General features: G+C 66.9%; 24 protein-coding genes. 14 read left to right on the forward strand and 10 right to left on the reverse strand.

The features are described 5' to 3' along the window. Positions 1-73 precede the first annotated feature (73 nt). The 4 genes from rsmG to QFZ42_RS25290 all read right to left on the reverse strand — a co-directional run bounded on the left by rsmG (position 74) and on the right by QFZ42_RS25290 (position 4,093). On the reverse strand, positions 74-715 hold the full coding sequence (gene rsmG, locus QFZ42_RS25275) for a 16S rRNA (guanine(527)-N(7))-methyltransferase RsmG (RefSeq protein WP_307703606.1): 642 nt from the start codon (positions 713-715) through the stop codon (positions 74-76). Next, positions 712-2,673: a tRNA uridine-5-carboxymethylaminomethyl(34) synthesis enzyme MnmG gene (gene mnmG / locus QFZ42_RS25280; protein ID WP_307703607.1), complete on the reverse strand. Its 1,962-nt coding sequence runs from the start codon at positions 2,671-2,673 to the stop codon at positions 712-714. Before mnmG ends, rsmG begins: the two co-directional genes overlap by 4 nt. Positions 2,674-2,854: 181 nt before the next feature. Then, entirely contained in the window at positions 2,855-3,742 is an 888-nt protein-coding gene (locus QFZ42_RS25285) for a transglutaminase-like domain-containing protein (protein ID WP_307703608.1), read from the reverse strand. A gap of 165 nt (positions 3,743-3,907) precedes the next feature. Continuing rightward, positions 3,908-4,093: a DUF1328 family protein gene (locus tag QFZ42_RS25290; RefSeq protein ID WP_307703609.1), complete on the reverse strand. Its 186-nt coding sequence runs from the start codon at positions 4,091-4,093 to the stop codon at positions 3,908-3,910. A 183-nt stretch (positions 4,094-4,276) separates the two neighbouring features. Between QFZ42_RS25290 and gstA the strand changes: the two genes are divergently transcribed. From gstA to gloA2, 6 genes are all read left to right on the forward strand, one after another. After that, the gene (gene gstA / locus QFZ42_RS25295; RefSeq protein ID WP_307703610.1) at positions 4,277-4,885 is read left to right on the forward strand and encodes a glutathione transferase GstA; all 609 of its coding nucleotides are present in this window, start codon (positions 4,277-4,279) and stop codon (positions 4,883-4,885) included. Between the two features lie 154 nt (positions 4,886-5,039). Further along, positions 5,040-5,822 (forward strand): enoyl-CoA hydratase/isomerase family protein, encoded by a 783-nt coding sequence (locus QFZ42_RS25300; protein ID WP_307703611.1) that lies wholly within the window; start codon positions 5,040-5,042, stop codon positions 5,820-5,822. Next, entirely contained in the window at positions 5,819-7,660 is a 1,842-nt protein-coding gene (locus QFZ42_RS25305) for an acyclic terpene utilization AtuA family protein (RefSeq protein WP_307703612.1), read from the forward strand. The genes QFZ42_RS25300 and QFZ42_RS25305 overlap by 4 nt, the downstream gene beginning before the upstream one ends. An 83-nt stretch (positions 7,661-7,743) precedes the next feature. Then, on the forward strand, positions 7,744-8,847 hold the full coding sequence (locus QFZ42_RS25310) for an alkene reductase (RefSeq protein ID WP_307703613.1): 1,104 nt from the start codon (positions 7,744-7,746) through the stop codon (positions 8,845-8,847). 69 nt (positions 8,848-8,916) lie between these two features. After that, positions 8,917-9,402: a RidA family protein gene (locus QFZ42_RS25315; RefSeq protein WP_307703614.1), complete on the forward strand. Its 486-nt coding sequence runs from the start codon at positions 8,917-8,919 to the stop codon at positions 9,400-9,402. Between the two features lie 5 nt (positions 9,403-9,407). Continuing rightward, positions 9,408-9,824, forward strand: a complete 417-nt coding sequence (gene gloA2, locus QFZ42_RS25320) for an SMU1112c/YaeR family gloxylase I-like metalloprotein (protein WP_307703615.1) — start codon at positions 9,408-9,410, stop codon at positions 9,822-9,824. On the opposite strand, the gene QFZ42_RS25325 is transcribed toward gloA2, so the two are convergent. Both QFZ42_RS25325 and QFZ42_RS25330 read right to left on the reverse strand, forming a co-directional pair. Next, a complete protein-coding gene (locus QFZ42_RS25325; RefSeq protein ID WP_307703616.1) occupies positions 9,782-11,236 on the reverse strand; it encodes a sensor histidine kinase in 1,455 nt (484 codons plus the stop codon). The genes gloA2 and QFZ42_RS25325 overlap by 43 nt on opposite strands. Beyond that, positions 11,233-11,922, reverse strand: a complete 690-nt coding sequence (locus QFZ42_RS25330; RefSeq protein WP_307703617.1) for a response regulator transcription factor — start codon at positions 11,920-11,922, stop codon at positions 11,233-11,235. The genes QFZ42_RS25325 and QFZ42_RS25330 overlap by 4 nt, the downstream gene beginning before the upstream one ends. A 138-nt stretch (positions 11,923-12,060) precedes the next feature. On the opposite strand from QFZ42_RS25330, the gene QFZ42_RS25335 reads away from it, so the two are divergent. The 4 genes from QFZ42_RS25335 (at position 12,061) to QFZ42_RS25350 (ending at position 15,107) form a co-directional block, all read left to right on the forward strand. Beyond that, positions 12,061-12,948 carry an alpha/beta hydrolase gene (locus QFZ42_RS25335; RefSeq protein WP_307703618.1) on the forward strand — a complete coding sequence of 296 codons (888 nt, stop codon included), beginning with the start codon at positions 12,061-12,063 and terminating at the stop codon, positions 12,946-12,948. 13 nt (positions 12,949-12,961) lie between these two features. Then, positions 12,962-13,252: an acyl carrier protein gene (locus QFZ42_RS25340; RefSeq protein ID WP_307703619.1), complete on the forward strand. Its 291-nt coding sequence runs from the start codon at positions 12,962-12,964 to the stop codon at positions 13,250-13,252. Next, on the forward strand, positions 13,249-14,535 hold the full coding sequence (locus QFZ42_RS25345; RefSeq protein WP_307703620.1) for a beta-ketoacyl-[acyl-carrier-protein] synthase family protein: 1,287 nt from the start codon (positions 13,249-13,251) through the stop codon (positions 14,533-14,535). Before QFZ42_RS25340 ends, QFZ42_RS25345 begins: the two co-directional genes overlap by 4 nt. 68 nt (positions 14,536-14,603) lie before the next feature. Then, positions 14,604-15,107, forward strand: coding sequence for a GNAT family N-acetyltransferase (locus QFZ42_RS25350; RefSeq protein ID WP_373423411.1), 504 nt, complete (start codon positions 14,604-14,606; stop codon positions 15,105-15,107). A 19-nt stretch (positions 15,108-15,126) separates the two neighbouring features. Here QFZ42_RS25350 and QFZ42_RS25355 read toward each other — a convergent pair whose 3' ends face one another. Beyond that, positions 15,127-17,367 carry a heavy metal translocating P-type ATPase gene (locus QFZ42_RS25355; protein ID WP_307703622.1) on the reverse strand — a complete coding sequence of 747 codons (2,241 nt, stop codon included), beginning with the start codon at positions 17,365-17,367 and terminating at the stop codon, positions 15,127-15,129. Positions 17,368-17,498: 131 nt separating this feature from the next. Here QFZ42_RS25355 and QFZ42_RS25360 point away from each other — a divergent pair, with 131 nt between their 5' ends. Further along, positions 17,499-17,693 (forward strand): heavy-metal-associated domain-containing protein, encoded by a 195-nt coding sequence (locus tag QFZ42_RS25360; protein ID WP_307655995.1) that lies wholly within the window; start codon positions 17,499-17,501, stop codon positions 17,691-17,693. Then, positions 17,690-18,097, forward strand: coding sequence for a Cu(I)-responsive transcriptional regulator (cueR, locus tag QFZ42_RS25365; protein WP_307703623.1), 408 nt, complete (start codon positions 17,690-17,692; stop codon positions 18,095-18,097). The genes QFZ42_RS25360 and cueR overlap by 4 nt, the downstream gene beginning before the upstream one ends. Here the strand turns inward: cueR and QFZ42_RS25370 are convergent. Beyond that, positions 18,094-19,050, reverse strand: a complete 957-nt coding sequence (locus tag QFZ42_RS25370) for a YcjF family protein (protein WP_307703624.1) — start codon at positions 19,048-19,050, stop codon at positions 18,094-18,096. The genes cueR and QFZ42_RS25370 overlap by 4 nt on opposite strands. Before the next feature lie 568 nt (positions 19,051-19,618). On the opposite strand from QFZ42_RS25370, the gene creB reads away from it, so the two are divergent. Both creB and creC read left to right on the forward strand, forming a co-directional pair. Further along, the gene (gene creB / locus QFZ42_RS25375; protein WP_307703625.1) at positions 19,619-20,404 is read left to right on the forward strand and encodes a two-component system response regulator CreB; all 786 of its coding nucleotides are present in this window, start codon (positions 19,619-19,621) and stop codon (positions 20,402-20,404) included. Then, positions 20,401-21,843 carry a two-component system sensor histidine kinase CreC gene (gene creC, locus QFZ42_RS25380; protein WP_307703626.1) on the forward strand — a complete coding sequence of 481 codons (1,443 nt, stop codon included), beginning with the start codon at positions 20,401-20,403 and terminating at the stop codon, positions 21,841-21,843. Before creB ends, creC begins: the two co-directional genes overlap by 4 nt. 18 nt (positions 21,844-21,861) lie before the next feature. Here the strand turns inward: creC and QFZ42_RS25385 are convergent, their stop codons facing one another. Together QFZ42_RS25385 and QFZ42_RS25390 are read right to left on the reverse strand one after the other, a co-directional pair. Further along, the gene (locus QFZ42_RS25385) at positions 21,862-22,467 is read right to left on the reverse strand and encodes a hypothetical protein (protein WP_307703627.1); all 606 of its coding nucleotides are present in this window, start codon (positions 22,465-22,467) and stop codon (positions 21,862-21,864) included. 106 nt (positions 22,468-22,573) lie between these two features. After that, the gene (locus tag QFZ42_RS25390; RefSeq protein WP_307703628.1) at positions 22,574-24,964 is read right to left on the reverse strand and encodes a penicillin-binding protein 1A; all 2,391 of its coding nucleotides are present in this window, start codon (positions 24,962-24,964) and stop codon (positions 22,574-22,576) included. Positions 24,965-24,995 lie beyond the last annotated feature (31 nt).

Genomic DNA, 24,995 nt, shown 5'->3' on the forward strand with positions numbered 1-24,995 from the left:
CTAAGCGAGGCCGGTCAAGCAAGGGCCATTCGGCGTCGGCTTTCACCGGGGCCGCGGCCTCTTTTTTGGCGATTCAGGCCGCTTCTTTGCGAGCCCAGACGATGCAGCGCTCGGCGTCCAAGCCGGGAACCGTCAGTTGTTCCACGTGAAACACTGCGACACCCTCGGGCAAGACGGCCAGTTCATCGCTCGGCACTTTGCCCTTCATGGCCAGCCAGACGCCCTCGGGCGCGAGCAGGTGCTTCGACCCATCGAAGAAGTCCGGCAGCGAGGCGAAGGCACGGGAACTGATGACCTCATAGCGACCGGTCAGCGATTCGACCCGCGCATGCAATCCACGCAGAGTAGGCAGTTCGAGTTCGGCCGCCACCTGCTGAACGAAGGCGGCCTTCTTCGCGACCGCATCGAGGCAGCTCACCTTCAGGTCCGGCCGCATGATGGCAATCACGACACCCGGCAGGCCGCCGCCGGACCCGACGTCGAGTAGCGCGCCTTGCCCCGCCCACTCGCGCTGCAGCGGCGGCACCGCCGCCAGGCTGTCGAGCAGATGGTGCGTCAGCACGCTGGCTTCATCGCGCAACGCCGTCAGGTTGTAGACCTTGTTCCACTTGAGCATCAGCGTGCCATAGGCCAGCAGCTGTTCCGCCTGCCGGTCGGACAAGACTACACCCAGGGCTGCCGCGCCTTGGCGCAGCGTATCGATCGGCGCGCTCATTGGGCGGACTGCGATTCTGCCGCCGCAGCTTCCGCGTCGGCGTCGCGGTTGAACGCCTTGTGCCCGCCTTTTCGCAAATGGATCATCAACAGGGAAATCGCGGCGGGCGTCACGCCCGAGATGCGAGAAGCCAAGCCCAGCGTTTCAGGCCGGTGCTTGTCGAGCTTTTGGCGAACCTCGAAACTCAGAGCCTTGACTTGGCCATAGTCGAAATCGGCGGGCAGACGCAAGTTCTCGAAATGCGCGGCACGCTCCACCTCGTCGTGCTGGCGCTCGATGTAGCCGGAATACTTGGCCGAGATCTCGATCTGCTCGATTTCGGTTTCGTTGAGCGCCGACTTTGCGCTGTACTTTCCGCCGTCCAGCGACATCAGCGTTCGGTAGTTCACATCCGGTCGGCGCAGCAAGTCGGCCAGGTTGTACTCATGCTCGATGGCCTTTCCGAGTACGCGCTCCGATTCAGCCGCCGGCAGGTTGCGCGGGTTCACCCAGATCGACTTGAGCCGTTCTGTTTCACGTGAAACAGCATCGCGCTTGCGGCTGAAAGCATCCCATTGTTCGTCGCCCACCAGTCCGAGCTTGCGCCCTGCTTCAGTCAGGCGCATGTCGGCGTTGTCCTCGCGCAGCTGCAGCCTGAACTCGGCACGGCTGGTGAACATGCGATACGGCTCGGTCACACCCTTGGTGATCAGGTCGTCGACCAGAACGCCCAGGTAGGCTTCGTCCCGGCGCGGCAGCCAAGCCTCCTCGCCGCGGCATTGAAGCGCGGCGTTGATGCCGGCAAACAGGCCTTGTGCTGCCGCTTCTTCGTAGCCGGTCGTGCCGTTGATCTGCCCGGCAAAGAACAGGCCCTTGACCGATCGGGTTTCGAAACTGCTCTTGAGTTCGCGCGGATCGAAGTAGTCGTACTCGATGGCATAGCCCGGCCGCAGGATGTGGGCGTTCTCCAGCCCGGGCATCGAGCGCACGAGCTGGTACTGAATGTCGAACGGCAGGCTGGTCGAGATCCCATTCGGGTAGTACTCGTTGGTCGTGAGCCCTTCGGGCTCGAGAAAGATCTGGTGGCTTTCCTTGTCGGCGAACCGGTTGATCTTGTCTTCGACGCTCGGGCAGTAGCGCGGACCGACGCCGTCGATCTTGCCCGTGAACATCGGGCTGCGGTCGAAGCCCGAGCGAATGATGTCGTGCGTGCGCTCGTTCGTGTGGGTGATCCAGCAGGCCATTTGCTGCGGGTGCATGTCCACTCGGCCCATGAAGCTGAACACCGGCATCGGCCCTGCCCCGCCCGGCATGCCGTCGCCCGGTTGTTCGGTGCACTTCGAAAAGTCGATGGTGCGGCCGTCGAGCCGCGGCGGCGTGCCAGTCTTCAGGCGGCCCTGGGGCAGCTTCAATTCCTTGAGCCGCGCCGACAGGCTGATGGCCGGCGGATCGCCCGCGCGCCCGGCCTGGTAGTTGTCGAGGCCGACGTGAATGCGTCCATCGAGAAAAGTCCCGGCGGTCAGCACCACCGTGCGGGCGCGAAATGCAATACCGACTTGCGTGATGGCGCCCACCACGCGGTCGCCCTCCACCATCAGGTCGTCGACCGCTTGCTGGAACAGGCTCAGGTTCGGCTGGTTCTCGAGGCGGCGGCGGATCGCGGCCTTGTACAAGACACGATCGGCCTGTGCCCGGGTGGCGCGCACGGCCGGTCCCTTGCTCGAATTGAGAATGCGAAACTGGATACCCGCCTCGTCGGTGGCAATGGCCATGGCGCCGCCGAGCGCATCGACCTCTTTCACCAGATGGCCCTTGCCGATACCCCCGATCGACGGATTGCAGCTCATCTGCCCCAGCGTCTCGATGTTGTGGGAAAGCAGCAGTGTCTTGGCGCCCATGCGGGCAGCCGCCAGCGCGGCTTCGGTGCCGGCATGGCCACCGCCGATGACAATGACATCGAATTCTTCGGGATACAGCATGAGAGAGGGGGCGCACTGACGCGTGCGCTGCGCAAAGGGGGCACCAATTTTAATCGGGGGTGCTGCTTTGCGCCCGGAATGGGGGCAACGTGGTTAATTGCTTCGAAAAGATATTGAACCCTCGCCCGCTACATCGCCATTGCTATCTTTTTGATAGCATACTATGCAGAGTGGGTGGGGGCTATTCAGACGCGGCAGCCAATTCGACGACAGGTACTGGCTTTTCGATGCCGATCAAGGCGCCCGTCGGTTCGGGCTCGGCCGGCGGCGCCACGCTCTCGTCCTGCAGTTCGCGAATCGCGAGCGTCTTGCCCGTCATGGCGACAGCGCCGAATATCGTGCAGAAGGCCACGTCCTTGGCGTCTCGCCCCGTGCCCACGCGCACCAGCCGATCGACCGGTGCCATGCGCGTTGCGTCGAACAGCACCCACCGGTCGCCGAGCCAGGCTTCGAAGACAGCATGGAAATCTTGCGGCGGTTCGTCGAACCATACATAGCCCACCACCAGCCGCGCCGGAATGTTCAATGCACGGCAGAAGGTAATGCCCAGGTGCGCGAAGTCGCGGCAGACACCCGCGCGTGCCACGAACACCTCGCGTGCGGTCGTGGTCGAGTCGCTGCTGCCCGGTTCATAGGTGATGCTGTCATGGATCCAGTCGACGATGGCCTGCACCCGGCCGATGCCCGGCGGCAAGTCGCCGAAGAGCTGCTGCGCGCAACGCGACATCAGGTCCGACTCGCAGTAGCGCGTCGGCATCATGTAGTGAAGGATTTCGTTGGGCACCAAGTTGACCGGCACCTCGGCCAGGTCGAGCGGCACGTCGATCTGCCGGCGCTGCACGCTCGCCTTGTAGCTGATCTTCAGCGGACCGGGCCGGGCGTCGAAGCGCACGAAGCGGTTGCCGCTTGATTCGTCGCAATAGACCTGCACCTCCGTCGGCGGCTCGATCACCAGCGCCTCGCTGATCACCGCCTGCGAGCCCGCCTGCGCGGCCTCGATGTTGAGCAGCATGTGCGCGGGCGCGTGGACCTCATAGCCGAGTTCTGCCTCGATGTGGGAGATGTGCATGCGCGGCTGTCCCGCCTGTTTATGCATGCCGCCGGCGCGAGCGATGTTCTGGAAGCTGCCAGTGCGCCTGCGTCACGAGCAGCACCCGCATCACCCGATGAGCCGGGCTCTGCAGCAGCAAGCCGAGCGGGCGCGCGCGCGGCCAGCGCGGAACGAGCCGGTGCGTCAATCGATGGCCTTTTTCACCGCGCCGATGCCCAATGCCGCGAGAACCACGAACACCACCGCCAGCAGCAGGAACAGGCCGAACAGCAGCTTGGCAATACCGGCCGCGCCCGCGGCAATGCCGCCGAAGCCCAGCACTGCGGCCACCAGCGAGATGACCGCGAAAATAATCGCGTACTTCAACATCCGAAACTCCTTGCAGCGAGCCCTTGCCCACCGTTGCGGCGAGCTTAGAAAAGAGCTGGCGCCGGCCCGATAGTCGGTGCGCGCGAGCGTCCGTAGGACAAAACGCGCACTCGCAAACCCGCTAGCATGCATGTCGATCCAAAGATCATTTCCTGCTATCCACATACTTCGGAGATTCACCGCATGAAGCTGTATTACTCGCCCGGCGCCTGCTCGCTCTCGCCCCACATCGCGCTGCACGAGGCCGGTATCGCCTTCGAACCCGTGCTGGCCAGCACCAAGACCCACAAGCTGCAAGACGGCACCGACTACTACGGCATCAATCCGCTGGGCTACGTGCCGATGCTCGAACTCGACGATGGTACGCGCCTGCGCGAAGGCCCGGCCATCGTGCAATACATCGCCGACCTGGCACCCACGAAGAATCTCGCACCGGCCGCTGGTACCCTGCAGCGCTACCGCCTGCAGGAGTGGCTGACCTTCATCGGCACCGAGATGCACAAGGGCTACAGCCCGCTGTTCAACCCCGGCATGCCCGAAGAAGCCAAGACCATCTTCAAGGACAAGCTCAAGTCGCGCTACCAATGGCTCGACGGCCAGCTCGCCGACAAGCCGTACCTGATGGGCGAGCACTTCAGCGTGGCCGACGGTTACCTGTTCACCGTGACCAACTGGACCAAGCCCACCGGCCTCGACATTTCGAGCTTTGCCAATGTGCAGGCATGGCACGCACGCGTGGCCGCCCGCCCCGCCGTTCAAGAGGCGATGAAGGCTGAAGGCCTGCTGAAGTAAGAGGAAGCTCGCAGAAGACCTTCAAAGCCATCCGCAGCCCGGGCCACCCAAGGGAAAACCCGGGCCGCTTCAGCCACAAGCCGCATGCCGCGGCTTTTTTTTCGGGCCACGCTACGGGTCGAACTCAGACCTCGAAGCGAAAGACCCGACGACGATGGCCGAAGCCCCTCCCCTCCAAGAACTGCGCGAGGAGATGCGCGGGCCCGTGATGTGGCTCACCATCGAACGCGAAGAGCGCCGCCATGCGATCAACGCCGGCGTGCTTTCGGCACTCTCGGATGCGCTGGCGCGCGCCAACCGCGACCGCGCGGTGCGCGCCGTGGTCATTACCGGCAGCGGCACGCGCGCCTTCTGCGCCGGCGCCGATCTGCAAAGCGGCACCTCCTTCAAGTTCGATCATGCAGAGCCCTATCAGGGCTTCGCGAATCTCTTTCGCCAGGCACGCCAATCGACGGTGCCGTTGATTGCGCGCGTCAACGGCGCCTGCATGGCGGGCGGCATGGGAATCCTGGGCATGTGCGACATGGCCGTGGCCGGCAGCCACGCCGTGTTCGGCTTGCCCGAGGTCAAGGTCGGACTCTTTCCCGCGCAGGTGCTCAGCGTTCTTTGCAACCTGCTGCCGCGGCGTGTGCTGGCCGAGATGTGCATCACGGGCGAATCCATCACCGCCGCCGAGGCGCTCGAATACGGGCTGGTCAACCACGTGAGCGACGATCTCGATGCGTGCGTCGATGGGCTGCTCGGCCGCCTGCTCGACAAGTCGCCCGCCGCCATACGGCGCGGCCTGTACACCCTCAAGAAGATCGAGGCCATGGCCTTCGAAGAATCGATGGCGTTCACCGAAAGCCAGATCGGCCTCTTCGCGCTGACCGAGGACGCGGCCGAAGGGCAGCTCGCCTTCCGCGAAAAGCGCAAGCCGCAGTGGAGCGGCCGGTGAGCGGCATCAACGGCGCTGAACAGCAACGCATCGTCCGCATTGGCGGTGCCTCGGGCTTCTGGGGCGACAGCAGCGTGGGCGCGCCGCAGCTCGTGGCCAGCGGGCAGATCGACTACCTGGTGTTCGACTACCTTGCCGAGCTCACCATGTCGATCCTCGCGGGTGCGCGGCTCAAGAAGCCGGAATTGGGCTACGCCACTGATTTCGTTTCGGTTGCGATGAAAGCGGTGCTCAAAGACATCGTGCAACAAGGCATCCGCGTGGTCAGCAACGCGGGCGGCGTCAATCCGCAGGGCTGCGCTGATGCACTTGCGGCGCTCGCGGCCGAGCAAGGCATCGCACTGAAGATTGCGGTGGTGAGCGGCGACGATGTCTTGCCGCTATTGCCGCAACTTCGCCTGGCGCAGCCCCCGGTGCGCGAACTGCAGAGCGGCGCGCCGCTGCCCGAGCGCGTGCTGACGGCCAATGCGTATCTGGGCGCAAGGCCCATCCAGGCCGCGCTCGACGCCGGCGCGCAGGTGGTCGTCACCGGCCGCTGCGTCGACTCCGCCGTGACGCTGGGCGTGCTGATGCACGAGTTCGGATGGCAACCCGGCGACCACGACCTGCTCGCGGCCGGCAGCCTCGCCGGGCACATCATCGAATGCGGCTGCCAGGCGACCGGCGGCCTCCATACCGACTGGGACACGGTGCCCGACTGGCCGAACATCGGCTACCCGATCGTCGAATGCCACGCCGACGGCGCCTTTGTCGTCACCAAGCCCGCGCGCACCGGCGGCAAGGTCACGCCGGCCGTGGTGGGCGAGCAGATGCTGTACGAGATCGGCGACCCCTCGGCCTACCTGCTGCCCGATGTCGTGGCCGACTTCACGCAGGTGCGCATCGAACAGGCCGGCGAGCACCGCGTGCGCGTGCATGGCGCGCGCGGCCGCGCACCCACCGCGAGCTACAAGGTCTGCGCCACCCATGTGGAGGGATTCAAGACCGCGGCTCAGCTCACCATCGTCGGCTTCGATGCGATCGCGAAGGCGCGCCGCACCGGCGAGGCGGTCCTCGCACGCACGAGCGCGCTGTTTGCCCGGCATGGCTTCGGCCCCTACAGCGGTACGCAGCTCGAAGTGCTCGGCGCGGAGTCTTGCTACGGACCGCATGCGCGCGCCACGCAGACGCGCGAAGCCGTGCTGCGGCTCGCGGTCACGCACTCGCGCAGGGAAGCCCTGGAGCTCTTCGCGCGCGAGGTTGCGCCGGCAGGCACCTCGTGGGCGCCGGGCACCACAGGCGCGGGCGGCGGGCGCTCGTCGGTTTCGCCGTCGATCCGGCAGTACGCGTTTCTGCTCGACAAGTCGCTGGTCGGGCCCTGCGTGACGATCGGCGCGCAGCGCATCGACGTTCCACGCGATACCGCGTCGCCGATGGCTGCGGATGGCCTTTCGCCCACGCACGCCGCAGACACGATGGAAGCTCCCTCGTCCTCGCTCGATGCCGTCGAAGTGCCGCTCATCCGCCTCGCCTGGGCACGCAGTGGCGACAAGGGCGACACCTCGAACATCGGCGTCATCGCGCGCCACCCGGCCTTGCTGCCGCTGCTGCGCGAGCAACTGACCGAAGCGCGCGTGGCCGAATGGCTCGCGCATCTCGTCGAGGGGCCTGTCACGCGCTACGACATGCCGGGCATCGGGGCTTTCAACTTCGTCTGCGAACAGGCGCTGGGCGGTGGCGGCATGGCGTCGCTGCGCAACGATGCGCTCGGCAAGGGCATGGGGCAGATCCTGCTCGCAATGCCCATGCGCGTGAGCGCCGCATTGCTCGCCCTTGCCGCGGGCTCGCCGAACGCCTAGCAGCAACCGGACAACCGTGCGGCAGCAGGGTTGGCGGCGCAGGGTTAGCCTCGCGGCCTCTGTCCCACTCTTTGGTTCACGCAATGCCCTCTCTCTTCGACCCCGTACAAGCCGGCGACCTGCAGCTTGCCAATCGCATCGTGATGGCACCACTCACGCGCAACCGCTCGCCCAACGCTATCCCGACCGAGTTGGCTGCCACGTACTACGCACAGCGCGCCACGGCCGGCCTGCTCATCACCGAAGCCACCGCCATCAGCCACCAGGGCCAGGGCTACTCCGACGTGCCGGGCCTCTACGGCACCGAACAGCTCGACGCCTGGAAGCGCGTGACCGATGCGGTGCATGCCAAGGGCGGGAAGATCGTGGTGCAGCTCTGGCATGTGGGCCGGGTCTCGCACAGCGAATTGCAGCCGGGCGGCGGAAAGCCTGTCGCGCCCTCCGCGATCACGGCGAAGACCAAGACCGTGCTCATCAAGGGCGGCGCACCGACCTTCGTCGAAACTTCCGAACCCCGCGCACTCGACGCCGAAGAACTGCCCGGCATCGTCCACACCTATGCGGCCGCTGCGCGCAACGCCGTGGAAACCGCCGGCTTCGACGGCGTGGAACTGCATGGTGCCAACGGCTACCTGCTCGACCAGTTCCTGAAAGACGGCAGCAACAAGCGCACCGACGATTACGGCGGCAGCATCGAGAACCGCGCCCGCCTGCTGCTCGAGACCACGCGCGCAGTCGTCGATGCGGTCGGCGGCGGCAAGACCGGCATTCGCCTGTCGCCCGTCACGCCCGCCAACGATGCGCACGACTCCGATCCGCAGCCGCTCTTCACCTACGTGGTGAAACAGCTCGCGCCGCTCGGCCTGGCGTATGTTCACATCATCGAAGGCGCCACCGGCGGCCCGCGCGAGATCGACGACCGCCCGTTCGACTACGAGGCCCTCAAGGCCGCTTACCGCCAGGCCGGCGGCAAGGGCGCATGGATGGTCAACAACGGCTACGACAAGCCGCTCGCCGACGAGGCCGTGAAGGAAGGCGACGACCTCGTCGCCTTCGGCAAACCCTTCATCGCCAACCCCGACCTCGTGCGCCGCCTGCGCGAGAACGCACCGCTCAACGAGCTGGACAAGGCCACCATGTACGGCGGCGGCGCCAAGGGCTACACGGACTACCCGGCGCTCGGCTGAGTTCGCGGGGCACAGGCAGGCCATGGCAAGATGGGGCGGCGCATCCCGCCGCGACAGGAGAGAAATGCCATGGCCCGCATCGAACACCGGCTTGCAGCCCTCGGCCTCGTGCTGCCGCCACCGGTCTCCCCGCCGCCCGGCGTGGTGCTGCCATTCAATTTCGTGCGCATCGTCGGGCGCCGCGCGCTCGTCTCGGGACACGGCCCGCTGAACGCGGACGGCACCATTGCCGCGCCGCTCGGCAAGCTGGGCCGCGAACTGACCGTCGAACAAGGCTACACCGCGGCGCGGCTCACCGCGCTGGCGATGCTGGGCAGCCTGCAGCGCGCGCTCGGCGACCTGGATCGCATCACCGCCTGGACGCGCGTGTTCGGCATGGTGGCGTCGGCGCCCGGCTTCGGCCAGCAGCCCGCCGTCATCAACGGCTTCTCCGACCTCGTGCTCGAACTGTTCGGGCCCGACATCGGCGCGCACGCGCGCAGTGCCGTGGGCATGGCGGAGCTTCCGTTCAACATCCCGGTCGAGATCGAAGGCGAAGTGGAGTTCGAGGCTTGAGCACGATGCAACTCGGAAGACTGCACCACGTCGCGATCATCTGCGCCGACTACGCCGTGTCGAAGCGCTTCTATGCCGACGTACTGGGCCTGCGCGTGGTCGCCGAAAACTATCGCGCCGCACGCAATTCGTACAAGCTGGACCTCGCGCTCCCCGACGGCTCGCAAATCGAGCTGTTCTCTTTTCCGGACGCACCGTCGCGTCCCACGCGTCCCGAAGCGCAAGGCCTGCGGCACCTGGCGTTCGAAGTGGCCGACGTAGAGGCCGCAGCCGGTGAACTGGCCGCGCGGGGTGTGGCGGTAGAGCCGTTGCGCACCGACGAATACACCGGCCGCCGCTTCACGTTCTTTGCGGATCCCGACGGCCTGCCGCTGGAACTCTACGAGGCCGAGCCGCCCGCCGCACCGGAGGCGTTGCCGTAGCCGTCCTGGAGCGCGCGATAGTGCACTTCCGCGAAGGTTACGCTCACCCGCAATCCCGAGGGCTCGGCCGCATCGAGCCGCAGCTCGGCACCCAGCAGTTCCGCATAGCGCGCCACGATCGACAGACCCAGTCCGGAGCCCTGCCCCAGCTTCTGGCCGGCGGGGCCTTGCGCCCAGCGTTGCATCAGGTCGCGTTGCGCCTCGAGCGGAATGCCGGGGCCGTCGTCGATCACGCTCAAGCTGCGGCCCGCCAGTTCGACGGTGATGGTGCGCCCGCCATAGCGCAGCGCGTTGTCGATGAGGTTGTCGAGAATGCCTTCGACCAGCGCCTCGTTCGCCAGCACGGTCACGCGTTCGTCGAGGCCGCGCGCGCCGAGGTCGACACCGCGCGTGTCGGCGCGGGCCAGATGCCGCAGCACCGTCTGCTCGGTGAGCACGTCGAGCCGCACCGGTTCGCGCGCGAGGCCGGTGCGCGCCTCGTCGGCGAGCGCGAGCGCCAACAGCTGGTCGATGAGATGGCTCGCGCGGCCCTGCCGTTCGGCCACGCGCGCGAGCTGCTCGCGCCACACGGTGGAGTCGTGCTGCGCGAGCCCGTATTCGGCCAGTGCGCGAATGCCCGCGAGCGGCGTGCGCAGCTCGTGGGCCACGTTGCCCACGAACTCGCGCTGCGCGCGCACACTGTGGTTCAGCCGCTCGAACAGCGCGTTGACCGCATTGCCCAGGCGCTGCACTTCACGCGAGGTCTGGACCACCGCCACCGGCGAAAGGTCGTGCACATCGCGCCGGTCCAGCGCCTGCTGAAGCTCGCCGAGCGGACGCAGATCGCTCCGGATGCCACGCCAGAGCCACACCGCGAGCAGCATCAGCAGCAGCACCTGCGGCGCGAGCGCATAGCCGAGCAGCCGCCGGACCAGGGCCGTGCGGCTCAGCGTGGTCTGCGCAATCACCACGCGATAGGGCATCAGCAGGCCCGGCTCGGCATCGTGTTCGAGCACCACCGCGCGCAGCACCTTGCCGTTGTAGTTCACATCCGAAAAGCGGTAGCGCGAACCTTCGGCCGGCAGCGCTGCTTTCAAATCCGCCTGGCCCGAGATCAGCGTGCCGTCGAGCCGCTGCACCGAGAAATAGACCTGTTCGATCTGGTCGAACAGCACCGTGGCCACTTCGCGCGGCGTGAGCAGCAGTTCGATGCCGCGTTCGCCCGCCTGCACGTTGGCCGAGAGCGCATATGCGTCGTCGAGCATGCCGCGGTCGAACGCCTGCTCGGAAAAGTAATTGGCAATGACGAGCGCGATCACCGCACCCGCCATCCACGTGAGCGCCAGCGGCACCAGCACGTTGCGCAGCACGCGCCGCGTGAGCGAAGGCGCGGCCTGCGGCGGCCGAGGCACGGCAGACTCGGTGCGGCTCACACTTCCGCTTCGAGCAGGTAGCCGATGCCGCGCAGCGTGCGAATGCCCGCGCCCGAGCCGACCAGCTTCTTGCGCAGCCGCGAAATGAACGCCTCCAGTGCGTTGTCGCCCAGCGATTCGTCGAAGCTCGAGAGCTTGTCGGACAGCGCGCGCTTGCTCACCGTGCGGCCCGGGGGGCTCATCAGTTCCCACAGCACCTCGAACTCGCGCGCCGGCAGGTCCAGCGGCCCGCTCGCGGTCGAAAAGCGCCGCGCCTTGCGGTCGAGCTTCAGATTGCCGAGCAGCACGATGTCTTCGGTGCCTTTGGCGCGCCGCACGAGGGCACGGAGGCGGGCCTCGACTTCCGCAAGATCGAAGGGCTTGCCCAGGTAGTCGTCGGCCCCGGCATCGAGACCCGCGATGCGTTCTTCGGTGCGGCCGCGCGCCGTCAGCACCAGCACCGGCGTGCGGTCGCCGCGTGCGCGTGCCTGGCGCAAGGCATTGAGCCCGCTCGCCAGCCCGCTCGTCGGGCTTGCCGTGGCCGGCAGGTTCAGGTCGAGCAGCACCGCGTCGAAAGGCTGCACGCGCCAGAGATGGTCGGCTTCCTCGACATTGGCCGACACGTCCACCCGATGGCCGGCATCCGCAAGGCTGCGCAGCATCACGTCGCGCAGGACGGCATCGTCTTCGACAAGCAGGATTCGCATGGTGTGTGGTGTGGTTGAGATGCCTATTCTTGCGCGAAGGAGGGTCAGCAGCCGGTCAGTACGCAGCGGCGATAAACACGCCATGAGCATACGACAGCAACCTGCGGCGCGGGCCCCTTTCCAGCCCCAGGCCATGCGATGAGCGCCCGCGATCCCTCCGACCTGCTGAGCGTGGTGCACCCCGCGGTGCGCCGCACGGCCGTCGTGCTGCTGCATGGTTTATGCAGCACACCTGACGAGATGCTGACCGTGCAGTCCGCATTGCGCGGCAACGGCTATTCGGTGCATCCGCTGCAGATCGACGGCTACTCGTTCGATGCCGCTGCGCCGATGCAGCACGCCCTACCGTACGAGCGCTGGCTCGATGCGATCAAGGCGCAGGTCCAGGTGCTGCGCATGCAGCACGAGCGCGTGATGCTGGTCGGCATCTCGGCCGGTTCGTCGCTTGCGCTCGGCGCGGCCATTCGCTGCGGCAGCGATGTCGATGCGCTGGTGCTGATGTCGACCACGCTGCGCTTCGATGGCTGGGCCATTCCGCGCACGCAGGTCTTGCTGCCGCTGGCGTTCTACACGCCGCTCGGACGGTTGTGGCAGTACCGGGAGCGTCCGCCCTACGGCGTGAAGAACGAACGCGTGCGCGCCTGGATCGAACGCGAGCTGCGCCACCGCAAGGTGTCGCGCGCCGGCAGTTCGGTGATCGGCGTCGCCCATCTGCGCGAACACGACCGATTGATTCGCCATGTGCGGCGCAACCTCCACCGCGTGCAATGCGCCAGCGTGCTCGCGCTGCATGCGCGCGACGACGAAGTGGCCAGCGTGGCCAACCTCGACATCCTGGCGCGCGGCCTGCGCTGCAAGGCATTCCGCAGCGTGGTACTGACCGACAGCTACCACATGATCACGATCGACAACGACCGCCACCAGGTGGTGCGCGAAACGGTCGCCTTCGCCGATGCCGTCGCCCACGGCATGCCGGGCATTCCCGGCGCCTCGTCCGCGCGCCTCCTCCGCCCTTTGCACGCCTGAAAGAAAGCACGCCATGTCCGCCTCTTTTTCTCCGCCGGTCTTCAACAGCATCGCGGCCATTCTGGTGAACAGCTTCGCTGTTCCGCCGGATGCCATCGCGCCCGATACACCCCTGTCAGAACTCGGCCTCGATTCGCTCGGGCTGATGGAGTTCGTGTTCGCGGTGGAAGACGCTTTTCATCTGCGCCTGCCCGAAGACCGGCTCGACCCGCGCGAAGCAGGCATCACGCTGCAGCGCCTGTGCGAAGCCATCGACGCCCAGATCCGCTGCGACGTCGAATCGCCGGCGGCCGTGCACGCGTGAGCAGCGGCGCGGCCCATTCGGTGCTCGCGGCCTCGGCGGCGCGCGCGGCATCTGCACCGGTGCGGGTGACGGGCCTCGGCTTCGTCACGCCCCTCGGCCACACGACCGAGTCGTTCGACGAGGCGCTCTTCAACGGGCGTTCCGCGGTGCGCGCACGAACGCTCGAGATCGACGGCCTGGATCCGATCGAACTCTCCGTGGCCGCCTGCGAGTTCGAACCGGCCGCGGTGCGCAGCGGTTCGCGCCTCCCGCTCGACCGCGGAACCGCCATGGCGCTGGCGGCCGCGCGCGACGCCGCCGCGCAAGCGGGGCTCCATGCCGGCAGCGTCGATCCCGAACGCCTCGGCATCTTCTGGGGCAGCGGCCTGGCCGGCGCGGGTGTCTTCGACGACACCACCCGCGCGCTGTACGGCGAACGGCGCCGCATGCGGCCGACGACGGTGCTCACCGTCATGCCCAACGCAGCCGTCGCGGAGCTCGCCCTGCAGTTCGGTGCGCAGGGCGCGGCCATTGCATACGCCTGCGCGTGCGCCTCTTCGGCCGTGGCCATCGGCGAGGCGATGCGTGCCATTCGTGGCGGCTGGATCGACGCGGCCATCGTCGGCGGCCACGACGCCATGCTCACACCCGGCGTGATGGCCAGCTGGCATGCGATGCGCGTGACGGCACCGCCGCCGCCCGGCGCACCCGGCAGCGCCTGCCGGCCGTTCTCGGGCGACCGCGCGGGCTTTGCGCTCGGCGAAGGCGCGGCCGCATTGGTGCTCGAATCGGAAGCGCATGCAAACGCTCGCGGCGCGGGCGATGCCACGCCCTTCATCCTTGCAGGCTATGCCACCAACTGCGACGCCACGCACATCACCCACCCCGACCCCGCAGGGCAGGTGCGCGCCATGCGCGCTGCGCTGCGCGACGCGGGCATCGAAGCGGCGCACATCGGCCATGTCAACGCGCACGGCACCGCCACCGCGGCAGGTGACGCCGCCGAGGCCGCTTCCATCCGGGAGGTGTTCGGCAATGCCACGCCCGTGAGCGCCACCAAGGCCATCCACGGCCATGTGCTCGGCGGCGGCGGCGCCATCGAACTCGTGGCCGCGCTGCGGACCTTGGCGCACGGGATGCTTCCGCCCACCGCCAACCTGCACGCGCCCGATGCGGCCTTCGATCTGGACTTCGTCCATGGCGACCCGCGCGATGCCACAAACCTTCGCTACGTGCTTTCCAATTCGTTCGCATTCGGAGGCACCAACGCCGTGCTGATCGCGGGCCGCGCCGCGGACCGTTGAAGAGCGAAACGATTGCAGCGCCGCGCCCGCGAGCGAGCCGGGACTGGGTATGCTGATGCCCTCTTCGCATCTTCAGAAAACCCGACACCATGCGCAGGCTCGCCGCACACCACGACCTCGAAGCGGTCTTCTCCATCTACATGCATGAGCGGGTGGTGCCCTTCCTGGGCTACGACCCGATGCCGCTCGATGAATTCCGGGCCATCTACAAGGAGCTGGTCGACAGCCGCAGCTTCTATGTCTACGAAGTCGACGGCCGCGTCGGCGGGTTCTATCGCGCAACGCGCTATCCCGGCCGCGCGCGGCACGTGGCCTGCTTCGGCACGCTGGCGGTCGATCCTGCGCTTCATGGCCAAGGCATCGCGCAGGCGATGGTGAGCGACGCCATCGCGCACCTCAAGGCCGACGGCGTGAAACGCATCGAGCTCTATGCCGAGAGCGACAACGCGCCAGGCTTGCGCTTCTACGAGAAATTGGGCTTCCAATACGAGGGCACGCTGCGCAAGTTCTACAAGCGGGCCGGCGAGGCCGAGTACATCGACGACCAGATGCTCGCGCTGCTGATCGACTGACCCTTCTCGCAGAACGAACTCAGGGCTTCCAGCGCCGCAGCAGCAGCGCATTGGCCATCACGCTGACGCTCGACAGCGCCATCGCCGCACCGGCCACCACCGGACTCAGCAGCCCGAACGCCGCGAGCGGAATACCGGCCACGTTGTAGGCAAAGGCCCAGAACAGGTTCTGCCGGATCTTCGCGACCGTGCGTGCCGAAAGGTCGAGCGCCTCGGCCACCAATGCCAGGTCGCCGCGCATCAGCGTGATGCCCGCGGCTTCCATCGCCACATCGGTGCCGCCGCCCGCAGGTGCCATGGCAATCCCCACGTCGGCCGCCGCCAGTGCGGGCGCATCGTTGGCACCGTCGCCGACCATGGCGACCACGTGGCCGTCTTTCTTGAGGGCGCTCACCTGCGCCGCCTTGTCGGCCGGCAGCACATCGGCGCGCACATCCTCGGCCGCAATGCCCAGCCGGGCTGCCATCGCTTGCGCGGCACGCAGGTTGTCGCCCGAGATCATCACCACGCGCAGGCCCCGCGCATGCAGCGTGCGAATGGCTTCGGCGGCTTCGGGCTTGGGCTCGTCGGCAAAGGCCAGCAGCGCCTGCACCTGTGCAGTGCCTTCCGCATCGAAGCGCAGCAGCGCCGACACCGTGGCACCCTGCGCATGCAGGCTCTCGACCTGCGCGGCGTCGGCAACCACGCCGAGTTCCGCGCACCAGCGCAGGCTCGCGATGGCCCAGGTCTCGCCATCGACTTCGCCGCGCACACCGCGACCGGGCATCGCCTGCATGGCCGCCGGGGGCGGCGCCTGCAATCCGCGCTGTGCGGCGGTCGCCAGCACGGCACGCGCCAGCGGATGCTCGCTGCCGCCTTGCAGACTCGCAGCCGTGGCGAGCAGTTCGGCTTCACCACGGAGGCCCGCCACGGGCACGAGGGCAGTGAGCACCGGCCGTCCCAGCGTCAGCGTGCCGGTCTTGTCGAAAGCCACGGTATCGACGCGGTGCGCGAGCTCCAGCGCACGCGCGTCCTTGATCAGGATGCCGCCGCGCGCCGCCACGCCGGTGCCGGCCATGACAGCCACCGGCGTTGCGAGACCCAGCGCACAGGGGCAGGCAATGACCAGCACGGCCACGGCGTGGATCATGGCGAGCTCGGTACCGGCGCCCGCGAGCAGCCAGCCCGCCAGCGTGGCCAGCGCAATCGCCAGCACCACGGGAACGAACACGGCCGCGACCTGGTCGACCAGCCGCTGGATCGGCGCCTTGGCGGCCTGTGCGTCCTCGACCAGGCGGATGATGCGTGCCAGCACACTCTCGGCACCGACCGCCCTCACCTCGACGACCATGCGGCCGTCGCCGTTGACTGCGCCCCCCGTCAATGCATCGCCAGGCCGCTTCGGCACCGGCAGCGGCTCGCCGGTGAGCATCGATTCGTCGACTTCCGACTCGCCCTCGACCACGCGCGCATCGGCCGGCACGCGTTCGCCCGGCCGAACCGCGAGCAAGTCGCCCACCATCACCTCGCCGATCGGCACATCGCTTTCGCCGCGTTTTCCCACCAGGTGCGCAACTTCGGGCCGCAGCTGTTGCAGCGCGCGGATGGCCGAGGTGGCTTGCCGCTTGGCGCGCGCCTCCAGCCATTTGCCGAGCAGCACCAGCGTGATGACCACGGCCGACGCTTCGAAGTAGAGATGGGGCACGGCGCCGTGTCCTGCGTGCCCGCCCGTCGCCGCGCGCCACCAGAGCCAGAGCGACAACCCGAAGGCCGCACTGGTGCCGAGCGCCACCAGCAGATCCATGTTGCCGGTGCCTGCCCTGGCGGCATGCCAGCCCGCGCGGTAGAAGCGCGCGCCGAGCCAGAACTGCACCGGCGCCGCCAGCAGCAGCTGCACCCACGGTGGGAGCATCCAGTCCTCGCCGAAGGGTTGCCCGAGCATCGGCGCCAGCAACGGGAGCGACAACAAAAGGCCGATGCCCACAGGCCCGAAGCCATGCCAGGGCGAGAGGGCCGCGCCATCGTCGGCCGCATGGCCGGCGGCGCGCGGCTCGTAGCCCGCGGCGCGCACGGCACGGCGCAGCCGCGCATCCATGTCTTCGCCATCGGCCGCCACCACGCGGGCCGATTCGGTGGCCAGGTTCACGCTGACGTCCTGCACGCCCGGCACGCTCTTGAGCGCGCGCTCCACGCGCATGACGCAAGAAGCGCAGGTCATGCCGCCGACGGAAAGATCCAGGGTGCTCATGGGGTTCGAGGGATAGGGTTGCAGATTGTCCATGCCCGAAGGCTAAAGTCTCACATCATGGCAAGGTCAAACAAGTAGCGCAGTGTCCCTGCGCTGGACATTGACATCGTGAGAGGGTTCAAACTGGCGCCTCACTTCATTCAACTTCAACAGGAGCAAGAACGATGAGCCAGAAATTCCAGGTCTCGGGCATGAGCTGCGGCCATTGCGTGAGCGCCGTGCAAAACGCGGTACAGACGGTCGACCCCGAAGCGCAGGTCACTGTCGATCTCGAAACGGGCCATGTCGACGTGCTGAGCGCACAGCCTCGCCAGGACATCGTCGCCGCGATCGAGAACGCCGGCTACACGGTGCAATGAGCAACAGCTTCGGCACCGTCTCCATCGGCGAAGCCGCAAGGCTCTCGGGGGTTTCGGCGCGCATGGTGCGGCACTATGAAGGCCTCGGCCTCTTGCCTGCGGTGGCGCGCACCGAAAGCGGCTACCGGCAGTACGGCGACGCCGACATCCACACGCTGCGCTTCATCAAGCGCTCGCGCGATCTCGGTTTTTCGATGGAAGAAATCGCCGAGCTGGTCGGGCTGTGGCACAACCGCCGGCGTGCGAGCGCCAGCGTGAAGCGCGTGGCGCAGAGGCACCTGGGCGAACTGGAGCAGCGCATTGCCGACATGCAGTCGATGCGCAACACGCTCGCGCACCTGGTGCATTGCTGCCACGGCGACGCGCGCCCCGACTGCCCGATCCTCGACGACCTGGCCGGCTAGTTTCCCCGGACCAGCGACAGCACTTTTCCGGCATCCAGCGTGCGGGCCTTTTCCTGGATGGCCGGCAGGTACTGGGTCTGCAGGCCCTTGCCCTCCTGCACCACGCCGGCGAACGTGTCTTTCAGCATCTGCGCCGAGAGCGTGCGGCCCCCGGCGTAGTAGCGCTTGGCCACGTGCCCCAAGGCATAGGTCGAGGCAAAGCTCATGCCCGAGCTCACCGCCTGGTTGCCGAGTCCGCGCAACAGGCCGCCGCCCATCTTCCCGAGCAGGCCGCCGAGCAGCTTGCGTCCGGCTTGCTCCAGGTACTGCGACGTCAGCCCCACGCCGACCGTGGCCAGGAAATCCTTGACGTGGCCGCTGTCGAGCTCGTAGCCATGGGCCTTGCCGATGCGGTAGACCAGTTTCATCTGCAGCGGAATGATTGCCATGGTCGAGAGCGTTTCAGGCAGCAGCTCGAGCGCGCCGTTGAGAATGGCCGCGTTGAGGATCGACTTGTCGAGTTCGGCACTGTCGGGCGATGGCACCGCGGCAGGCGCCGTTGCCGCAGCCGCACCGGTGGCCGGAACAGTTGCCGCCACTGGAACCGCCGCAATTTCCTCCGCCTGGCGGGAAAACTGCGCCGCCGAGGCATCGAGCCCGAGCGAGGTGCGCACGTCCGCCAAAAACATGCGTTCCGCCTCCGACTGCGTGCCGTCGGCATCGCACACGCACACCGCCATTTCATAGCCCAGCTGCTTCGATTCGACGCTTTGCAGATCGCCGGCCACCGAGGCGAGCGAGACGCGCTTCATCAACACGTCCTGGTAGAGCGTGGGCAGATTCACGCCGTCGGCCTGCGAAAGGCCTTCGGCAATGCGCTTGATCTCGGCGCGTTCGCGTTCGTGCTTGTCGCCGTCGACGAAGGCGGCCAGCAGGCTGAGCGTCACGATGGCCTTGGTTTCGGTAGGTGTCACGTTGGAATTTCCACTGATTGAAGGACGAAGTTCGTTCGGCATCGCGCGCGAAGGTTCCGCCGGGTGTTCTCCCCACAAAGCTTGAGCAACTCTGTGGATAACACTCGCACTTCTTTGTAAGAGAACGCTAAGTGATTGATCTACAAGGAAAATCTACATTCTGCCTAAATAAGTGGCACTGAATTTCTTGCACCGAAAACCGTCTTTGGCAGATTTGCGGAGCCCTGTCAAAGGACAACTCTGGGGAGAGTTCCGGCACAAGCAGGCGGTTATCCACAGGCCGGACGCGCCGGGCAATGTTGTTCCTTTTGGCGCGACAGCTCGGAAGCAGGGCTGCGCACAGTGACAGAGGTATGACAAGTCACTGTCACGCAAGGGAAAAACCGGCATGTCCACAGACAGGGGCTTCCCTTATCTACTACTACTAATTTGAATAAGAGAGATAAGAAGAAGACAAGGCGCCAGTGCCGCGCCCGAAAAAAAGGCCGCGAACGGCCGCGCCGTGTTCGCGGCGCCACGCACCCAAACGCTCCTGCGCCAGACCTCGCCCCCTCGCTAACATCCGGGGATGAGTTTCAAACCCCGGATCCTGATCGCCGAAGACGAATCGGGCATTGCCGACACCCTGCAGTACGTCCTGAAAAGCGACGGCTTCACGCCGGTCTGGTGCGCAACGGCCGAAGAAGCCATCGCGCAGTTCGCGCAGGAGCCGCCGGCGCTGGCCATCCTGGACGTGGGCCTGCCCGACCTCAACGGCTTCGAGCTTTTCAAGCGCCTGCGCGCGCTGAACCAGTCGCAGGGGGGCGCCGAGGTGCCGATGCTGTTTCTCACCGCAAGAAGCGACGAGATCGACCGCGTGGTCGGGCTGGAACTCGGTGCCGACGACTACATCGCCAAGCCCTTTTCTCCGCGCGAACTGGTGGCGCGGGTGCGCACCATCCTCCGTCGCAGTGCCCGAGCGGTCCCTGGAGGGTCCGTGGCGACGACCAACGGGGTACCCCCTCAAATTCCGGGTGCGGCGGCTCCAGCGGCCGCACAGCCCCCCACAATGCCGTTTGCGCTTGACAACGAGCGCATGCAGATCCGCTACTACGGCCGCCTGCTCGAGCTCTCGCGCTACGAATACGGCCTTTTGCGGCTGCTGGTGCAGCGGCCGGGCCGCGTTTTCACGCGCGACGAATTGCTGCAACTGGTCTGGGACGACGCAAGCGACAGCTTCGACCGCACGGTCGACGCGCACATCAAGACTCTGCGCGCCAAGCTCAAGATGGTGGCCCCCGAGGTCGAGCCGATCCGCACGCTGCGCGGCACCGGCTATGCGCTGAACGAAGAACTGCCTCTCGGCGCGTCGTGAGTCGGCGCACGCGCATCTTCATCGGGATTCTGCTGATCTACACGGCGGGCATCGCGTTCCTGCTCTACCGCGTGGTGTCGGACATCGATCCGCGCTACCGCGAATCGGCCGAAGAGTCGCTGGTCGAAACCTCGCAGCTCGTGGCCAGCCTGGTCGAGCAGGACGTGATCGCCGGCGCCATCAACACCGCACGGCTCGAGCCGCTGTTCCGCACGGTCTATGCGCGCGAGTTCTCCGCGCAGATCTACAACCTGCACAAGAACCGCGTCGAACTGCGCGTGTACGTCACCGACCGCAGCGGCCGCGTGATGTTCGATTCGCTCGGCAGGCACCTGGGTGCCGACTACTCGCAGTGGAGCGACGTGAGCCGCACGCTCGCGGGTCTGTACGGCGCCCGCACGTCGCGCGACGTCGACGGCGACCCACGCACCTCGGTGATGTACGTGGGCGCGCCGATCCGCTGGAACAACGAGATCGTCGGCATGGCCAGCGTCGGCAAGCCGGTGCAGAGCTTCGGCCAGTTCGTGGAAGACGCGCGCGCCCGCACGCTGTGGGTGGGCGTGGGGTCTGGCCTGGCGCTGCTGCTGCTGGCGGTGATCGTCTCGGTCTGGCTGGTGCGGCCCTTCGGGCTGATTTCGGACTACTGGAAATGGGTGCGCGCCCAGCGCACCCTGAGCCTTTCGCGCATGGCGCGGCGCGCGGTCGATGCGGTGCGCGCCGGCTTCAGCGAAATGCGCGATGCGCTCACCGGCCGCAACTACGTGGCCGACTACGTGCAGACCTTCACGCACGAAGTGAAGAGCCCGCTGTCGGCGATTCGCGGCGCGGCCGAGCTGCTGCAGGAACCGTCGATGCCGCATGCGGAGCGTGAGCGCTTCCTGAAGAACATCGAACGCGAAACGCAGCGCATCCAGGAGATCGTCGACCGCATGATGGAACTCACCGCGCTGGAAACCCGCCACGGCCTCGACCGCACCGAGCCCGTGGCGCTGGCATCGCTGATCGAGGACATCGCCATCAGCGCGCAGCCCGCGGCGGCCAAGCGCGACATCAGCGTGCGCGTGAACATCCGCGCCGAGGCCAGCACCGAAGGCGACCCGTTCCTGCTGCGCCGCGCGATCAGCAACCTGCTCGACAACGCCATCGATTTTTCACCGGAGGGCAGCGAAGTGCTGTTGACGCTGGAAACCACCTCGAAGCTCGCGCGCGTGACCGTGCGCGACCGCGGCCCGGGGATTCCGGACTACGCGCAGGAAAAAGTCTTTCAGAAGTTCTATTCGCTGGCGCGGCCGCACAGCCAGAAGAAAAGCACCGGGCTCGGGCTGGCCTTCGTGAAGGAGATTGCCGCGCTGCACCGCGGACGCATCGAACTCGGCAATGCGGCGCGCGGCGGCGCGGTGGCCACGCTCACGCTGCCGCTTTTGTCGTCACATCACTGAGGACGGGCCAACTGCGGACTACTGCCCGGTGAGCGCGCCGTAGGCCCGGCGGGTTGCGGGGCTCACGGCGCCGAGCAATTGCTCGTACGAGGTCTTGTGCCTCGCCAGCATGCGCGCCGACGCCACGGTCTTCGACTTGCAGAACCAATGGCAGGTGTGCTGCATCAGGAACAGCTCGGCCGACATGGTGAAGGCCTTGGCCTTGGGCGTGCGGCCCGATTCGTTGCGCATCACGTCGGCAATGCCGCGCGCGTGGATAGTCAGCGCTTCCCGCAGGTCGAAGGTGGCCGCGGGGAACAGCTTGTGCGCGAAGGGAATCGCCAGCGGCAGCTTGCTCACGCGGGTGTCGGCTTCGTCGACGCGCGCGAACTCGGCGGCAAAGCTGTCGAACTGGGCCGAAAGCTTTTCCTCGGTGGAATCGAGCAGGCTCCAGATCTGCTGGCGCCGCTCGGCGTCGTCTTCGCCGAGGCAGCGCAGGTACCCCTCGGTGAGTGATTCCATCAGCCTTTCGATCTGGTATCTGCCGAGATGGCTTCCGAGCAGCGCGATGCGCTGGCGCTGGTCCCTGGACTTGAGGATGTAGGCGCCGACGACAAGCAGGGTCACCAGGGTAAGAATTTCCATGAGGGCGTGGGCGTGCAGAAGGTGGAGCGGAAGGCAGCACCGAGTGTAGAGACACCGCCCCGTTCGCCCTGCCCACCCCGTTTCCTGGGCGCTGCCCTTTCGCGCGCTACCGGAAGAAATCGAGGATGCGATTGCGCTCCTCGGGCGGTGGCGGCGCGCCCAGGGGCGCGCCCGTGAGTTCTTCCGCCGGCGGCGGCGCCGCCTCGGTGTTCTCGACACCCAGGCTCGCCACGCTGTGGCCGGGCGTGAAATCGTCGAAGTACCACTCGCCGTCGACATTGACGACGCCCGGAGGCTCCGGAATCTTGCTGACCGGCACGCCCTTGAGCGCCGTCTGCATGTAGCCGATCCAGATCGGCAGGCTCAGGCTGCCGCCGGTTTCGCCGCGCACGCCCAATTGGCGCGGCGTGTCGTAGCCGATCCATGCAATGCCCACGGTCGTGGGCTGGAAACCCGCGAACCAGGTGTCGAACGAGTCGTTGGTGGTGCCGGTCTTGCCGAACAGGTCGTCGCGCTTGAGCGCCTGGTAGGCGCGCGCGGCGGTGCCGCCCTTCACCACGCTTTGCAGCAGCGAATCCATGATGAAGGCATTGCGCTGGGGAATGGCGCGGCGGGTTTCGTCGAGCACCGGCGGTTCGGTTTCGAGCAGCACCTTGTCGCGCAGGTCGGTCACGCGCGTGACCAGGTACGGATTGACGCGGTAGCCGCCGTTGGCGAATACCGAGTAGGCGCTGGCCATCTGCATCGGCGTGACCGATCCCGCGCCGAGTGCCATCGGCAGGTAGGCGGGATGCTTGTCCTTGTCGAAGCCGAACTTGGTGATCCAGTCTTGCGCGTACGGTGCGCCGATGGATTGCAGCAGGCGGATCGTCACCAGGTTCTTCGACTTCATCAGCGCGGTGCGCAGCGGCATCGGTCCTTCGAAGCCGCCGTCGAAATTCTTCGGTTCCCAGGGCTGGCCGCCCGGGGTGCTCGGCTCGAAGTACAGCGGCGCGTCGTTGACGATGGTGGACGGCGTGAAGCCTTTCTCCAGTGCGGCCGAGTAGATGAACGGCTTGAAGCTGGAGCCCGGCTGGCGCCAGGCCTGCGTGACGTGGTTGAACTTGTTCTTGCCGAAATCGAAGCCGCCTACCAGCGACTTGATGGCACCGGTGCGCGGGTCCATGCCGATGAAGGCGCCTTCGACCTCGGGCAGCTGCGTGATTTCCCAGCTGTTCTTCGGCGTTCTTGCCACGCGGATCACCGCGCCGCGCCGGATCTTGATATTCGGCGGCGCCTTGGCGGCAAGGCCCGACTGTGCAGGCCGGAGGCCTTCGCCGGTGATCTGCACGGTTTCGCCATTGGCGCGCACCGCGTTGATTTCCTTGCTGTTGGCCTCCAGCACCACGGCCGCCATCACGTCGCCGTTGTCGGGGTGTTCGGCCAGCGCGTCGTCGACGGCCTCGTCGGCTTCCTTGGGGTCGTCGGGCAGATCCACGAAGCGCTCGGGGCCGCGATAAGGCTGGCGCCGCTCGTAATCCATGATGCCCTTGCGCAGCGACCGGTAGGCTGCCGCCTGGTCGGCCGCGACCAGCGAGGTGTAGACCTTCATGCCGCTGGTGTAGATGCTGTCGCCGTACTGCGCATACATCATCTGGCGCACCGTTTCGGCCACGTACTCGGCATGCAGCCGGTCCGGGTCGGCGGCGTCGCGCAGATGCAGTTCTTCCTTCTTGGCCTCGGCCGCCTGTTCGGCGGTGATGAAGCCGGTTTCGTGCATGCGGTCGATCACGTAGAGCTGGCGCGCGCGGGCGCGGCGCGGGTTGGCCACCGGGTTGTTGGCGCCGGGTGCCTTCGGCAGGCCGGCCAGCATGGCGGCCTCGGCCGTGGTGACGTTCTGCAGCGGCTTGCCGAAATACGCCTCGGAGGCCGCCGCAAAACCATAGGCGCGGTTGCCAAGATAGATCTGGTTCAGATAGATCTCGAGGATCTGGTCCTTCGTGAGCTGCTGCTCGAGCCGCAGGGCCAGCAAAATTTCGTAGGTCTTGCGGCTCAGCGTGCGTTCCGAGCTCAGGTACACATTGCGCGCCACCTGCATCGTGATGGTGGAAGCGCCCTGCTTGCGGCCGCCCTTCAGGCTGGCCACCGCCGCGCGCACGAAGCCCTTGTAGTCGACGCCGCCATGGGCGTAGAAGCGCGCGTCTTCCACTGCAAGCACGGCGTCTTTCATCACCTTCGGAATGTTGGCAAAGGGCGTGAGCGTGCGGCGCTCTTCGCCGAACTCGCCGATGAGCGTGCCCTCGACCGAATACACGCGCAGCGGCAGCTTGGGCCGGTAGTCGGCGAGCTCCGAAATGTCGGGCAGCCGCGGATAGATGACGGCCACCGCCACACCGGCGGCCACCAGCAGAACCAGCGCAGCGGAACCGCCCGCAATGGCGCTCCACCGCGCAATGTGCCGCAGCCGCGTCGAGCGTTCGGAGCGCGCCGGTTCGGTGGAAGGAGAGGAATCGTCCATGGAAATCAGTGGTTAGGAAAAACAGTCGGTA

It is taken from the genome of Variovorax paradoxus (assembly GCF_030815855.1).
Lineage (GTDB): Bacteria > Pseudomonadota > Gammaproteobacteria > Burkholderiales > Burkholderiaceae_C > Variovorax > Variovorax paradoxus_M.

Bases quoted from the DNA above. Each gene is read 5' to 3' on its own strand.
- rsmG (WP_307703606.1), bottom strand. From the start codon at position 715: ATGAGCGCGCCGATCGATACGCTGCGCCAAGGCGCGGCAGCCCTGGGT.
- mnmG (WP_307703607.1), bottom strand. From the start codon at position 2,673: ATGCTGTATCCCGAAGAATTCGATGTCATTGTCATCGGCGGTGGCCAT.
- QFZ42_RS25285 (WP_307703608.1), bottom strand. From the start codon at position 3,742: ATGCACATCTCCCACATCGAGGCAGAACTCGGCTATGAGGTCCACGCG.
- QFZ42_RS25290 (WP_307703609.1), bottom strand. From the start codon at position 4,093: ATGTTGAAGTACGCGATTATTTTCGCGGTCATCTCGCTGGTGGCCGCA.
- gstA (WP_307703610.1), top strand. From the start codon at position 4,277: ATGAAGCTGTATTACTCGCCCGGCGCCTGCTCGCTCTCGCCCCACATC.
- QFZ42_RS25300 (WP_307703611.1), top strand. From the start codon at position 5,040: ATGGCCGAAGCCCCTCCCCTCCAAGAACTGCGCGAGGAGATGCGCGGG.
- QFZ42_RS25310 (WP_307703613.1), top strand. From the start codon at position 7,744: ATGCCCTCTCTCTTCGACCCCGTACAAGCCGGCGACCTGCAGCTTGCC.
- QFZ42_RS25315 (WP_307703614.1), top strand. From the start codon at position 8,917: ATGGCCCGCATCGAACACCGGCTTGCAGCCCTCGGCCTCGTGCTGCCG.
- gloA2 (WP_307703615.1), top strand. From the start codon at position 9,408: ATGCAACTCGGAAGACTGCACCACGTCGCGATCATCTGCGCCGACTAC.
- QFZ42_RS25330 (WP_307703617.1), bottom strand. From the start codon at position 11,922: ATGCGAATCCTGCTTGTCGAAGACGATGCCGTCCTGCGCGACGTGATG.
- QFZ42_RS25335 (WP_307703618.1), top strand. From the start codon at position 12,061: ATGAGCGCCCGCGATCCCTCCGACCTGCTGAGCGTGGTGCACCCCGCG.
- QFZ42_RS25340 (WP_307703619.1), top strand. From the start codon at position 12,962: ATGTCCGCCTCTTTTTCTCCGCCGGTCTTCAACAGCATCGCGGCCATT.
- QFZ42_RS25355 (WP_307703622.1), bottom strand. From the start codon at position 17,367: ATGGACAATCTGCAACCCTATCCCTCGAACCCCATGAGCACCCTGGAT.
- QFZ42_RS25360 (WP_307655995.1), top strand. From the start codon at position 17,499: ATGAGCCAGAAATTCCAGGTCTCGGGCATGAGCTGCGGCCATTGCGTG.
- cueR (WP_307703623.1), top strand. From the start codon at position 17,690: ATGAGCAACAGCTTCGGCACCGTCTCCATCGGCGAAGCCGCAAGGCTC.
- creB (WP_307703625.1), top strand. From the start codon at position 19,619: ATGAGTTTCAAACCCCGGATCCTGATCGCCGAAGACGAATCGGGCATT.
- QFZ42_RS25385 (WP_307703627.1), bottom strand. From the start codon at position 22,467: ATGGAAATTCTTACCCTGGTGACCCTGCTTGTCGTCGGCGCCTACATC.
- QFZ42_RS25390 (WP_307703628.1), bottom strand. From the start codon at position 24,964: ATGGACGATTCCTCTCCTTCCACCGAACCGGCGCGCTCCGAACGCTCG.